Origin of the sequence: Neobittarella massiliensis (ex Bilen et al. 2018) (assembly GCF_014269355.1) — a bacterium.
GTDB lineage: Bacteria > Bacillota > Clostridia > Oscillospirales > Ruminococcaceae > Neobittarella > Neobittarella massiliensis.
Genome location: NZ_JACOGI010000002.1, coordinates 434470 through 447273, shown reverse-complemented (window position 1 = coordinate 447273; position 12804 = coordinate 434470). Strand labels below are relative to the sequence as shown.

General features: G+C 61.4%; 9 protein-coding genes and 1 riboswitch. Of the genes, 5 read left to right on the top strand and 4 right to left on the bottom strand.

The features are described 5' to 3' along the window. Positions 1 to 296: 296 nt before the first annotated feature. Both H8K20_RS11170 and H8K20_RS11165 read left to right on the top strand, forming a co-directional pair. Complete coding sequence (locus H8K20_RS11170) at positions 297 to 2018, top strand: ABC transporter ATP-binding protein (protein WP_186488456.1); 1722 nt, start codon at positions 297 to 299, stop codon at positions 2016 to 2018. 161 nt (positions 2019 to 2179) lie between these two features. Continuing rightward, a riboswitch (purine riboswitch) is annotated at positions 2180 to 2282 on the top strand. Between the two features lie 135 nt (positions 2283 to 2417). Next, positions 2418 to 3167: a 5-formyltetrahydrofolate cyclo-ligase gene (locus tag H8K20_RS11165; protein WP_105205341.1), complete on the top strand. Its 750-nt coding sequence runs from the start codon at positions 2418 to 2420 to the stop codon at positions 3165 to 3167. Positions 3168 to 4270: 1103 nt separating this feature from the next. Here H8K20_RS11165 and H8K20_RS11160 read toward each other — a convergent pair. Next, positions 4271 to 5116: a YitT family protein gene (locus H8K20_RS11160; protein ID WP_186488455.1), complete on the bottom strand. Its 846-nt coding sequence runs from the start codon at positions 5114 to 5116 to the stop codon at positions 4271 to 4273. Positions 5117 to 5626: 510 nt separating this feature from the next. Here H8K20_RS11160 and H8K20_RS11155 point away from each other — a divergent pair. Continuing rightward, the gene (locus H8K20_RS11155) at positions 5627 to 6517 is read left to right on the top strand and encodes a tocopherol cyclase family protein (protein ID WP_186488454.1); all 891 of its coding nucleotides are present in this window, start codon (positions 5627 to 5629) and stop codon (positions 6515 to 6517) included. Positions 6518 to 6757: 240 nt separating this feature from the next. On the opposite strand, the gene H8K20_RS11150 is transcribed toward H8K20_RS11155, so the two are convergent. The 3 genes from H8K20_RS11150 to H8K20_RS11140 are packed head-to-tail and all read right to left on the bottom strand — an operon-like array spanning position 6758 to position 11469. Next, positions 6758 to 9337 carry a transglutaminase domain-containing protein gene (locus H8K20_RS11150; RefSeq protein WP_186488453.1) on the bottom strand — a complete coding sequence of 860 codons (2580 nt, stop codon included), beginning with the start codon at positions 9335 to 9337 and terminating at the stop codon, positions 6758 to 6760. A gap of 39 nt (positions 9338 to 9376) precedes the next feature. Further along, positions 9377 to 10519 (bottom strand): DUF58 domain-containing protein, encoded by a 1143-nt coding sequence (locus tag H8K20_RS11145; protein WP_186488452.1) that lies wholly within the window; start codon positions 10517 to 10519, stop codon positions 9377 to 9379. Continuing rightward, entirely contained in the window at positions 10516 to 11469 is a 954-nt protein-coding gene (locus H8K20_RS11140; RefSeq protein ID WP_186488451.1) for an AAA family ATPase, read from the bottom strand. Before H8K20_RS11140 ends, H8K20_RS11145 begins: the two co-directional genes overlap by 4 nt. A gap of 277 nt (positions 11470 to 11746) precedes the next feature. On the opposite strand from H8K20_RS11140, the gene H8K20_RS11135 reads away from it, so the two are divergent. Both H8K20_RS11135 and H8K20_RS11130 read left to right on the top strand, forming a co-directional pair. Then, positions 11747 to 12097 carry a DsrE family protein gene (locus H8K20_RS11135; RefSeq protein ID WP_341480848.1) on the top strand — a complete coding sequence of 117 codons (351 nt, stop codon included), beginning with the start codon at positions 11747 to 11749 and terminating at the stop codon, positions 12095 to 12097. 305 nt (positions 12098 to 12402) lie between these two features. Then, complete coding sequence (locus H8K20_RS11130; protein ID WP_105205347.1) at positions 12403 to 12732, top strand: CGGC domain-containing protein; 330 nt, start codon at positions 12403 to 12405, stop codon at positions 12730 to 12732. Positions 12733 to 12804: the final 72 nt, after the last annotated feature.

Here is a 12804-nt window from a genome sequence, read left to right as displayed (position 1 = left end):
GCCCCGTGGGCCGGCGCCGACAAAAAAACACGGATTTTTCACGGTTTCTTCACCCAGCTTTCACACAGCCCCTTTAGTATATAGACAGCGATAAAGAGTATCTCTTTTCATCGCCACACTTTTTCATATACTTCCAAAGAGCATGCGCTCCGTTTGCCATCAGTGCCGGCAAGTGGGGCGCATGTTCTTTTTCCTCTGCCGGTCGCAGGCGTTGCTTTTTACTGCCAGAGCGCCTATAATGGTGGTCATATGTGTGCTGTATTTTGACGAATCGTGCAGACCCGGAGGATGGATGAATGATCAAGAGATTTATCGGCTATTACAAACCCCACCGCAAACTTTTTTATTTTGATATGTTTTGCGCCCTGATCGTGGCGGTGTGCGACCTGTTTTACCCCATGATCACCCGCAACATCATTCAGGACTACGTGCCAAATCGCCAGCTGCGGCTGATGATCGTGTGGGTGCTGGTGCTGCTTGGCCTGTACATACTCAAGGCGCTGCTCAACTACATCATCCAGTACTACGGCCACGTGATGGGCGTGCGCATGCAGGCCGATATGCGCCGCGAGGTGTTTGACCACCTGCAAAAGCTGCCTTTTTCCTACTTCGATCAGAACAAGACCGGCGTGGTCATGTCGCGCATCGTCAACGACCTGATGGACGTCACCGAGCTCGCCCACCACGGGCCGGAAGACCTGTTCATCTCGCTGATCATGCTCATCGGCTCGTTTGCCATCCTCTGCACCATCAACGTGCCGCTCACCGTTATCGCCTTTGCCCTGCTGCCGGTGGCGGTGTACATCGTGGCCAAGCTGCGGCGGCGGATGAACGCCGCCTTCCGCGAGACCCGCATCAAGACCGGCGAGGTAAACGCCGAGCTGGAAAACAGCATCTCCGGCATTCGGGTAGCCAAGGCCTTTACCGGCGAAAAGAACGAAAGGCGCAAATTTGAGCGCCGCAACCGCGAGTTCGTCACCGCCCGTTCAGAGGCATTTCGCGTGATGGGCCAATTTTCAGCCAGCACCGGCTTTTTCACCGACGTGCTCAACGTGGTAGTGCTCATCGCCGCCGCCTGCTTCCTCTTTGCCGGCAAAATAACCACCGGCGACTTTGTGGCTTATCTGCTGTACGTCTCGATGTTTTTAAACCCCATCAAGCGGCTGATCTCGTTTGTAGAGCAGTTCCAGCAGGGGGCGACCGGCTTTAAGCGCTTTGTCGAGATCATGGAGGAGCCCATCGAGCAGGATAGCCCCGGCGCCAAGCCGCTGCAGAGCGCCCAGGGCCAGATCGACTTTCGCGGTGTGGGCTTTACCTACGACGACGATACCGAGGTGCTCTCGGGCCTTGATCTGCACATCGGCGCCGGCCAGACGGTGGCGCTGGTGGGCCCCTCCGGCGGTGGCAAAACGACTCTGTGCCACCTGCTGCCCCGCTTTTACGACCCCACCGAAGGCACCATCGAGATAGACTGTCAGGATATCCGCAGCTACACGCTGCACTCGTTGCGGCAAAATATCGGCATCGTGCAGCAGGATGTATTTCTCTTCACCGGCACCATCCGCGACAACATCGCCTATGCCAAACCCGACGCCACCGACGAGGAGATCTACCAGGCGGCCCGCCGGGCCAACATCCACGACTTTATCATGGGGCTGGACGACGGCTACGACACCTATATCGGCGAGCGGGGCGCGCGCCTCTCGGGCGGGCAAAAACAGCGCATATCCATCGCCCGGGTATTCTTAAAAGATCCGCCGATCCTCATTCTGGACGAGGCTACCTCGGCTTTGGATAACGAGACCGAGCGCCTGATCCAGGAGGCCCTAAACGATCTCTCCCACGGCCGCACCACGCTGGTGGTGGCCCACCGGCTCTCCACCATCAAAAACGCCGACAGCATCGTGGTGCTCACCCCGCAGGGCATCGCCGAGACCGGCAGTCACCGCCAGCTGGTGGCCGCCGGCGGTCTGTACGCCCGGCTGTGGCAGTCGCAGTTCATCGGGCTCGACAGCTGAGCCCTCACTGCCGCGCCTTTGCCGCCGCTGGCCCCCACCGGGCCGGCGGCGGTTTTTACTGTGCGGCCACTTTTACAACTGCGCCATATTTTTTGTCGTACCGCGTCGCTTTTTTAGTATACTGTCCCATTGTGCGGCTGCGGCGGGCTGTGCTATGATGGGCGTGTAAGATTCATATGGCCCATATAAGTCTGCGAATAGGGCGCAGAAGTCTCTACGCGGTGACCGCAAATCACCTGCGCTATGGGCACCTTTGCGGGGGCGGTCCCAGGTTGTGGGGCTGCCGCCACTATTTGCTTTGGTCTAAAGCGGGGTGCTCGACTGATCTGGTTAGAGCGCCCTTATTTTGCGCTCCGGCAGCTCATGCGCCGGAAAAGTTTAAAAAAGGAGACAGAGAACATGTCGAAAATGGATGCCAAGACCGCCCGGGTAATGATCTGGGAACAACTGCGCAAGGTGGCCCGCCCCGACTCCCGCTTCAGCTGGGATTTTGCCGAGTTCATCACCGATTACGAGGGCAGCGATAAATGCGCCGAGAACCTCTGTAAAGAGGATATCTACAAAAACGCCGAAGTCGTGTTCATCACCCCCGACAACAATCTGGAAGTGCTGCGCGAACAGGTCATCCGCGACAAAAAGATCATGCTCATCACCACCTACGGCATCCGCCGCGGCGTGTTTCTGCTGCGGCCCGAATGGGTGCCCGAGGGCAAAGAAGAACTGGCCTCCACCCTCGACGGCATCCAGCGCTTCTGGCAGTACCGGTCGCTCAAGCAGATCGCCGAGGAGATCGGCCATATCGACCTGCTGGTCACCGGTGCCTCGGCCATCACCCCCAGCGGCATCCGCTTTGGTAAGGGCCACGGCTACTTTGATCTGGAGTGGGCCATGTTCTATACCAAAGGCGTCGTCGACGTAAATACCCCGGTAGTTGCTGTGGGCCACGACTGCCAGGTAGTGGATGTAGAGGTGGATGTGCGCCCCTACGACACCGCTATCGACTACATCGTCACCCCCACCCAGGTCATCCGCACCCGCAACGAGTTCCCCAAGCCCACCGGCGGTGTGCTGTGGAGCATGTTGGCACCCGGCATGAAAGACGATATCCCCCCGCTGCAGGAGCTGTGGATGGACAATTTCTGCAAATAGAGCTTTTTGCGCAATAGGTCCTCCCCATCTCAGCGCACACAGATCCATACACCCCACCAAGCGGCGCAAAAAGTGTAAGAACTGCTCTCGGGGCACTGCCCCTCGGCCGCTTTTGGCGGCACCGCATTTCTTACGGTCTGGGGGGCGCTCATTTCCTCTTTTTTGCGCAATAGGTCAGTCCAGTTATTACATACCGGTCGTCTCTACTCCCCACCGGGCGGCGCAAAAAGTGTAAGAACTGCTCTTCGGGGCACTGCCCCTCGGCCGCTTTTGGCGGCACCGCATTTCTTACGGTCTGGGGGTGCTCATTTCCTCTTTTTTGCGCAATAGGTCAGTCCAGCTACTACATACCGGTCGTCTCTACTCCCCACCGGGTAGTGCAAAAAGTGTGAGAATTGCTCTTCGGGGCACTGCCCCTCGGCCGCCTTTGGCGGCACCGCATTTCTTACGGTCTGGGGGGCGCTCATTTCCTCTTTTTTGCGCAAATAGGTCAGTCCAGCTGCTACATACCGGTCGTCTCTACTCCCCACCAAGCGGCGCAAAAAGTGTAAGAACTGCTCTTCGGGGTATTGCCCCTCGGCCGCCTTTGGCGGCACCGCATTTCTTACGGTCTGGGGGCGCTCATTTCCTCTTTTTTGCACAAATAGGTCAGTCCAGTTATTACATACCGGCCGTCTCTACTCCCCACCGGGCAGCGCAAAAAGTGTAAGAACTGCTCTTCGGGGCATTGCCCCTCGGCCGCCTTTGGCGGCACCGCATTTCTTACGGTCTGGGGGGCGCTCATTTCCTCTTTTTTGCGCAATAGGTCGGTCCAGTTACTACACATACCGGCCGTCTCTACTCCCCACCAGGCAGCGCAAAAAGTGCCAAAGCTGCTCTTGGGACGCCGTCACTTGGCCTGTTTATTGATGTTGCCGCTATCCTTATCGCAATGGGCAGACCAGCAGGGACGGTCCGGCACTGCTGGGTACAGCAGTACGCCGCACATGTAGCCACCCCTATATAAAATAAGGGATGCCCCCCTACTACCGACAGACTAAATAGAAAGAAGCGAGACAGCCCGCAGGCCGTCTCGCTTCTTTTTTATCTGTAACAGCAGTTTTCTACATCCCGCGAAAACCTTTGCCGATGATGTCGCTGGTGTTGGAGATCAGCACGAACGCATGGCTGTCGACTGTCTTGACGAATTTGCGCACCATATTGGCCTGGGTGCGGTTCATGGCCGCCAAGATCACCCAGCGCTCGCCGTCGGTATAGGCGCCGTGGGCCTGCCACACGGTAGCGCCCCGGTGCATGTTTTTATTGATATAGCCACACACCTCTCTGGGGGCGGTAGTGATGATGAGAAACTGTTTTTTCAAGTTGATGTTCTCGATGACCGAGTCCACCAGCAGCGATTTCATCAGCAGTCCCAGCACCGAAAACAGGCCGGTCTGCACGTCAAAGAGGAAAAACGTGCTGCATGCGATCAGCGCGTCGCTGGCCATCAGCGCCTTGCCGATATCCAGCCGGGTAAATTTTTTGAGGATCATCGCCAAAATGTCGGTACCGCCGGTCGAGGCATCGAGGTTAAACAAAATGGCCGAGCCCACCGCCGGCAGAGCCATAGCAAACACCAGCTCCAGCATGCGCTCGCCGGTCAGCGGCGCCGCCAGCGGAAACAGCACCTCAAACCCCTTGGTCAGCCCCGAGAACAGCAGGCTGCAATACACGGTTTTCAGGCCAAAACTGCGGTTTAAAAGCACGAACCCCAGCACCAGAAACAGGCAGTTGAATACCAGTACCAGCGTTCCCGGCGATACCGCCGGCAGCAGCTTGGCCAGCAAGATCGAAAGGCCGCTCACCCCGCCGGTGGAAAAATGGTTGGGGAACTTGAAAAAGTACACCCCTACCGAAACCAGCAAAACACCCAGGTTCAGCAGCAAAAAGTCCCGCAGCTTTTTATTCATCTGTCTGTGCCCCCCTGTACCGGACGACCACCGCCCGGTCTCCATCAAAACCGTGTTTGGGCCGCCCGTCGGCCACCCGTCTCTGCCATTGGCTATTATAGCACAATATGCCGCAAAATCAACAAAATTTACTCATTTTATTTGTGCAAATTTTACTTTTCTGCCTTGCAAAATAGCGGGCTATTTTTTGTTCACAGCCCTTTTGGGGCTGTTTTATCGCTGCAGGATGGGCAGGCCCGACCTGCAAGCTGCAAACTGCTCTTTTTGCACTTTTTCCCGCGCCACAGTGCAGCTGTGTCACCACTATTTTGCCCCATCGAGGGCATAAAAAAGCGCCGCTGTCGGCTCGTCGTCCCGCTTTATCTTTTCCCCGTCAGGCCCCGCGTGCCGCCACTGCCTCTTACTGGTGGCACAGTCACTCGGTCGGCGGCGCTTATTGAAGCCCGCGGCGGCCCATACTCTGTGATAAAAGGCGGTACACAGTACACAGTACACCGAGAGGAGCACGCCATGCAACTATTCTACGGGCCGGGTCGGCGGCCAAATTACTTTGAGGGCTGGTATTTTAAACAGCAAAAAGGCGGAGCGGTGGTGGCGCTCATCCCCGCCTTTCACCGCGACGGCGGACGCGACTGGGCCTCGCTGCAGGTCATCGCCCCCGGCTATAGCGCCTTTATTCCCTACCCGGCCACCGCTTTTGCGGTCGACGAGCAGCACGGTCAAATCCACCTGGGGCAAAATCGCCTGGGACCGGGCGGGGCCAACATCTACTGTCGGGCCGCGGGGGTGCCGGTGTTGGGCCGGTTGCGCTACGGTCCGCTCACCCCGCCGGGGTACGACATCATGGGTCCCTTTACCCATCTGCCGGGCATGCAGTGCCGCCACCGGGTCATCAGTTTGGCTCACCGGGTAGAGGGCTGGCTGCAGATCGGCAGCCAGCGCTACTGCTTTGACCGCGGCGTCGGCTATATCGAGGGCGACCGCGGCGGCGCCTTTCCCCAGCGCTATGTCTGGGCACAGTGTCTGTTGCCGGGGGCCAGCGTCATGGTCTCGGTGGCCTCGGTGCCGCTGGGTCCCGGCCAGTTTACCGGCTGTATCGCCAGCATCCGCACCGGCGGGGACGAGTACCGGCTGGCCAGCTATCTGGGGGGCCGGCCGCTCTATGTAGGCGACGATGGCCTGCTGCTTAGCCAGGGGCGGTGGTGGCTGGCCATCGAGCACCTGGGCGGCGACAGTCAGCCGCTGCTGGCGCCTCAGGGTGGAAAAATGGCCCGCACGATCCGCGAAGGGGCCTGCTGTCGGGCTCGGGTCCGCTTTTATAACGGCCGCTCGCTGCTCATCGATACCGTTACCGCCACTGCCAGCTTTGAGGGCTGTTGGGCCCCGAGCAGTATTTCATAAAAAGAGCCGGTCCACGAGCGCTCGTGGACCGGCTCTTTTTGGCCGCACCGATATTTTCGGGCAGACTGCCCAGTTTTCCACCATCCATCCGCCAACGGTGGAAAACTGCTGTGTCGCGGCCAATGGATATATGTAAAAAGACACACCGCGCCGCCCAGGCCGGCCGCCGCCAGCTCCTGCATCTTTTAGGCGGCGGATCAGGGCCAGCTATAGAGCAGCGAGCGGGCCGAACATCCGCCGCTAACGCCCGCGTGCCCGGCAGTGGTCGCGGCGCAATCTGGCCGGCCGGCACTGCATAAAGCGGTACCAAAACCGGCGTGCGCGGCCCATCCGCGCCAAACACAGCCCCAACAGCCGGTCGGCAGTGGCCATAACCTGCACGCGATCTGCCCGGCTCACGGCCGCCTGTGAAAAGCCCGCCGCCAACACCACCTGCCAAAACGCATCCCACACATCGGGCTCGATCTCGCCAAAGACCTCGCCCAGCTGCCGGCCGTACTGCTGGTAGTCAAAGTGGGGGCCGCTGTAGAGCCCGGCCGCAGTCAGGGCCGGCAGCAACAGTTCGTACACCGCCCGCACCCGCCCGGCTTCCGGCCCGCGGCAAGTCGGCCCCAGCCGCCAAAACAGCACTGCCCAGCGGCACGCGCCATACAGCGCCGCCAGTGCCAGCAGGCCGCCCACCGCCGTCAGCACCGCGCGCAGCCAGCCCGGCAGTACCCAGCTGCTGTGCCCGCTGTTGCCGGCAGCAGCGGTAGCGCCGTCCGGTTGGCTCTGCTGCTGGTCTGGCCGATCGTCCGACGACGCCGAGTTATTTTCAGACGGCGGTTGCAACTGCAGCTTTTCGGGGATCATTTCCTGCGGCAGCCGCTGGATCAGCGCCTCTCCGGCCAGCGCCTCCGGCAGGCGCGAAAATCCCCCCTGCCGCCAGGTCGAGTAGCCGGGCGTGGCGTCTACCGGCACCCAGCCAAAACCGTCTACATAGATCTCGCACCAGGCGTGGGCACTGCTGTCCAGCACCTGCTGCTGGGTGCTGCGCACCTTCTGTATCTCCCCGCTGGTGCAGTCAAAGATCTCCTGGGCCTGTTCGGTGTGGTCGGGGTCGCTGCCGGTCTCCTGCCGGCTGGCGGGCACCACATAGCCGCTCACATAGCGCGCCGGCACCCCGCAGGCGCGAAAGATCACCGCGGCTGCACTGGCGAAATGGGCGCAGTAGCCCCGCTGATTTTCGTACAAAAACCAGGAGACAAAATCGCTGCCGGCCGGCATGCGGCCGGGCGAACGGGTGTAGCTGTAGCTCATGCGCAGGTAGCTGCACACCGCCTCGACCAGTTCGTCCCGGGTCTCAAACTGCTGCGCCCAGGCGGGGGTAAAGTCTGTGCGTATCTGCTCGGTGCCCTCTTTGGGCAGCTGGGTATAGGTCTGGTACACAAACCTGCGGTAGGCCTGCTCCTGCTCTAAAAACCGGTCCACCTCGCTATTTTGGCCCTGCACGGCCACCAGCGGTGCCTCCGGCTGCTCCTGCGACAAGATGTCCGGCGCCGTCGCGTAGTACAGCGTATAGGGGGTATCCCAGTTTTCTTGTCGGATGACGAGCGAGCTGTCCAGGTCAAACTCGGCCTTTTTCCCCGCCGGGTCTCTTTGGGGAAACTGGGTGTAATACGGCAGGTAGGCGTAGCCGGGGTCGGCCCGCAGGTTGGTCACCGTGGCCCCCATCAGCGCGCTGCCCGGCAGCGGCTGGCCCAACCGGTAACGCAGTGTCACCAGCTTTTGCGGCAGGTCCTGAGGGTGGTCGCTGCCAAATGCCTCCTCCAGCTGCCGGCGGGCGGCGCGGGTCTGGCTGGACGACAGCGCCTCCCAGCTGTCGCCGGTGTACACGCTGCCGGTGTAGGCGCGCAGATACAGCGGGTACCTGCTCACCGGCAAATGGACCGTCATATCTACCCGGCCGCTGGCCTTGAGCTGGTCCAGCCGCCCCAGCCTTCCCTGACTCACGGCTTGGTTGCCCGCGCGCTCTTCTTCCTCTACGAGCAGCAGCGACTCTAGCCGGGCCTTCACCCCGTCGCGCAGAGAGAGCACCCGGGGCGACTGGTATACCCGCTCCGGCGCCAGCGCCGCCACCAGCCCGGTACACAGCAGCAAAAGCGCCAGCGCCCGCAGGCCGAGCAGTGGCGCCCGACCGGCCCCCACACCCGACTTTTTGGCGCGCCGGCGACTGGCGGACAGCGCCACCAGGCCCCCCAGCGCACAAAACAGCAGTGCCAGCGCCGCCGACGGGGCCCCATAGCTAAAAAACAGCCCCGGCCCCAGCACCGCTGCAGTATATAGCACCGCCGGCCAAACCGATGGCCGCCAGCAGGTGTACAGCGTCAGCCAAAAGCCGACCAGGCCAAACAGCATGCTCAGCGCCACTACCTGCTCGCCGCTCTGTACCGCCCCTGGGGCCGCCACAGCAGCGCCGCCGACCTCTTGCAGGGCCAGTCCGGTGAGCTGGGTCACACCTTGGGCCAGCTGTTGTCGGCGCAGCCAAAAATACGCGCCCCACCCCAACACCGAGAGCAGTACCCGCGGCCAACGCCGCCCGCGGGGCAGGCATACCGCCAGCCCCAGCAGCCCGCCCAGCAGTGCCGCGCCCAGGCAGGTATTGGCAGGCTGGTCGTACATGTTGCCGGCACAAAATGCCACCAGCACCGCCACCGCCAGCCCCAACAGGCCAGCCGGCAGCAGGTCGATCCAGCGCCGGTTGGGCGGCGGTACCACTGCCGCCCCCTGCCTGATAAACGGGGGCTCTTTTCCCCGTAAAGGGGTGGTCTTTGCAGCCACGGTCGGGCCTCCTCTCGGTGGTGTTTCAACTCTGCGTCTCTACTGCTGCGGCGGCCGCACCGGTGCCGGTGGCTCGCCCACCGGCTGGGGCAGCACCTGCGCGTACTGGGCGTCGGGGCGGTACAGCGTGCTCCACCGGCGCAGGCGCAGCGGCAGCCCCGCCCGCACCTCCTCGGCCGGCAGCAGCGACGGCAACAGCAGGGCCCCCGTCTGCGCAGTTGGCAGCTGGCTCAGCGCCGTCGGCAGCGACTCGGGTTGCACCATCAGCTGTAGCCAGTCCGCGATCGCCACATCCACCGCCCCCAGTTCCAGCTCGCGGTAGTGCCAGCTGCCGCTGGCGTCGGCAAAAGCCAGCGCCGCCGGGCAGCTCTCGAGGGCCAGCGCCCGGGCCAACCGGTAGGTAGTCGCGCACAGCCAGTCCTGCTGGGCAAAAGTCAGCGCCTTCGCCGGCAGCAGTGGGCACAGCAGAGTCCGGCGCTGTATCTGGTCGCCTGGCTGGCGCACCAGCAGCTGTTGCCGGGCAGCCGTCAACTTCCAGTGTACCGCGCGCAGGTCCTCACCCGGCCGGTACTCGCGGATATACAGGGGGTTGAGCAGCTCATCCCCCTCCCGCTCGCCGTCTATCGCGCCGTTTTCTCCCCGCATGTCGAGGTCGAGCGGCAGCGGCTCCAAGTCGTCCGGCGGCAGCACCAACAGGTCGCAGCTGCCCTGTACGGCCACCCGCCAGCCAGTCAGGCCAAACACGTCCCGCACCCGGCAGCGCCGCAGCCACACCCGGTAGTGGCCGGCGTGGTCTGCTTCCAGCGGCAGCTCGATCTGCTGCCGGCCCCGCCGTACCGGCAGCCGCGCCCAAAACACCTGGCGGTGACCGGTGTGTACGCTCTCGTAAGCCAGCTGCAAAAAGCACTGGGCCGGCGCCAAAAGCCCGCACGACACCACAACAGGCAGCGCATAGGTGCCGCCCACAGTGAGCAGCTGCCGCTCGGCCGGCAGCCGCAGCTGCAGCTGCCGGGCACTTAGAAACTGGCCCAATAGCAAAACCGGCGGCAGCGCCAACAGCACCAGCAGGCACCAAAACGAGAAGTACCACCGGTACAGGGCAAAAAAGCCCAGTGCCGCCACCAAGAGCAGTGCGTAAAACAGCCGCGCGCCCAATCCACTGCCCGGCTTTTGCCCCCTCATTGGGCGGCGGCCACCGCCGGGGTGGGTACCTCCTGCAGCACGCCCTGCAACACCTGTTCTGCCGTTTTGCCCTGGGCGGCCGACCGCGGCTGCAGCGACACGCGGTGGGCGCACACATCTAAAAAGCACAGGTCTACGTCGTCGGGCAGCACAAAGCTCCGCCCCGCGGCCATCGCCACCGCCTGGGCCACCCTGGTCAGGGCCAAGGTACCGCGGGGGCTCACCCCCACGGCGATATCCGGGTGATCGCGGGTGGCTGCCGCCAGCTTTACGGTGTAGCGGTAAATGCTGGGGTGGATCTCGACCTGGGTCACCGCCTGGCGCAGCGCCAACAGCCCGCCGGCATCGAGCACCGGTTCCACCACTTCCAGCGGCGCGGCAGTGCGGCGCTGGCGCAGCATCTCGATCTCGCTGTCCATATCCGGGTAACCGATGGAGATGCGCATCAAAAACCGGTCCATCTGGCTCTCGGGCAGCGGGTGGGTCCCCCCCGAGCCGGCCGGGTTTTGGGTGGCGATAACGATGTGGGGCTGTGGCAGCGGGTGGCTCACCCCGTCAACGGTGATCTGCCCCTCTTCCATCACCTCCAGCAGCGCCGACTGGGTCTTGGGGCTGGCGCGGTTGATCTCGTCGGCCAGTAGCAGATTGCAAAAAGCCGCGCCCCGCTTAAAGACAAACTTCCCGGTCTGCTGCTGGTACATGGTAAAGCCGGTCACATCTGAGGGCAGCACATCCGGGGTGAACTGGATGCGGCCAAACTCCAGCGACAGCGCCCGCGAAAAGGCCAGCGCCAACGTCGTCTTGCCGGTACCGGGCACATCCTCTATTAAAATATGGCCGCCGGCCAGCATGGCCAAAAACACCTTGCGCACCACTTCCCGCTTGCCCTGAATGACCGTCTCCACCTGCCGCAGCACCTGTCTGGCGCCGCTCAATTCCTGCCTTTTCATCTGCATTTCCCCCGTATTTCCACACCGAGATCGCGTTTTCACCAGTATACTCTATCTCCTTTTTAGCGGCAATTCGCATTATTACTATGAAAGCCTGTCGAATTTTTACATGCTGTGTCGCCTGGCAGCCATCGCTCATCCACTCAAAGCCTAGCACCTGGAGCCCGCTCCAGGTCAAGACCCGGCACAAAATGTTTACAATTTGGCCACCAGCCGGCAGTTGTCAGATCACCTCAGCCGCAGTACACTGGACATATGATAACAAGAAAAGAAGGCGATCGCTCTGTCAAAGGTACTCATCCACATAGACGAACTCCCAAAATGGCCGCTGGCTCTGGGCAATATCGAAAATCTGCTGCAGGCGGCCCCGCCCCCGGGCGGCTGCCACTACCAGGTAGAGATCGTGGCCAACGGCCCGGCGGTGCAGGCCTATACCGCGCCCGGCAGCCAGATCGCCCGCATGCAATCGCTGGCCGTGCGCGGGGTGGTATTCATCGCCTGCCAAAACGCGCTGCGGTCAAACGGGATCAGCACCCAGGCGCTGCCGGGTTTTGTGCACACAGTCCCCGCCGGCATCGCCGAGCTGGTGGACCGCCAAGAAGAGGGCTGGGCCTATGTAAAGCCGTAGCGCGGGTAGTAGCCGTCTTTTGACCGCCCACATCCTGTGCTCTCTTCTCCGATACACCGGCGTACCAGATCCCCTTTATTCGCTATCCGCCGCTCATTTTACTTGTATTCGCTATTTGCACAGCGGCCCCGCCCCTGTCTTGCCGCCGGTGCACTCTATAGGGAAGTTTCAATTCCTGCTATAACCCCTTTAAAATTTGTTCGGCCTGTAGCATCTTTTCCGTTTTCCCTAAGTTTCTGCTCTTTACCCCTTTTTGCGCACGTGTTATAGTATAGATAAAAAACAGCAAATACGGGGGGAACACCATGAAAGTTGGACTGATCAGATGTATGCAGACCGAGGATATCTGCGGCGCTACGGTCTGTCTCAAGGCCATCAAGAATAAGCACGGCGCCTTTCAGGGCGCAGATGAGGTAGAGCTGGTAAATATCAGCACCTGTGGCGGCTGTCCCGGCAAAAAGGCGGTAACACGGGCCGAAAATATGGTCAAATGCGGGTGTGATACCATCGTGTTATCCTCCTGTATCACCAAAGGCTCGCCGCTGGCATTTCCATGCCCCAACGCCGAGCAGATGATCTATGCCATCAAAAAAAGAGTCGGCGACGACATCCAGGTGCTTACCTACAGCCACTAGTACACGTCTCCGGTCGTCGCTATTTAATAAAAAGGAGCGCTCCCATCCCTGCCTATCCAGGCGGGGCGGGAG

What these genes read in the sequence shown, in the direction of transcription:
- H8K20_RS11170 (WP_186488456.1), top strand. Translation starts at nt 297, where the DNA reads ATGATCAAGAGATTTATCGGCTATTACAAACCCCACCGCAAACTTTTT.
- H8K20_RS11165 (WP_105205341.1), top strand. Translation starts at nt 2,418, where the DNA reads ATGTCGAAAATGGATGCCAAGACCGCCCGGGTAATGATCTGGGAACAA.
- H8K20_RS11160 (WP_186488455.1), bottom strand. Translation starts at nt 5,116, where the DNA reads ATGAATAAAAAGCTGCGGGACTTTTTGCTGCTGAACCTGGGTGTTTTG.
- H8K20_RS11155 (WP_186488454.1), top strand. Translation starts at nt 5,627, where the DNA reads ATGCAACTATTCTACGGGCCGGGTCGGCGGCCAAATTACTTTGAGGGC.
- H8K20_RS11145 (WP_186488452.1), bottom strand. Translation starts at nt 10,519, where the DNA reads ATGAGGGGGCAAAAGCCGGGCAGTGGATTGGGCGCGCGGCTGTTTTAC.
- H8K20_RS11140 (WP_186488451.1), bottom strand. Translation starts at nt 11,469, where the DNA reads ATGAAAAGGCAGGAATTGAGCGGCGCCAGACAGGTGCTGCGGCAGGTG.
- H8K20_RS11130 (WP_105205347.1), top strand. Translation starts at nt 12,403, where the DNA reads ATGAAAGTTGGACTGATCAGATGTATGCAGACCGAGGATATCTGCGGC.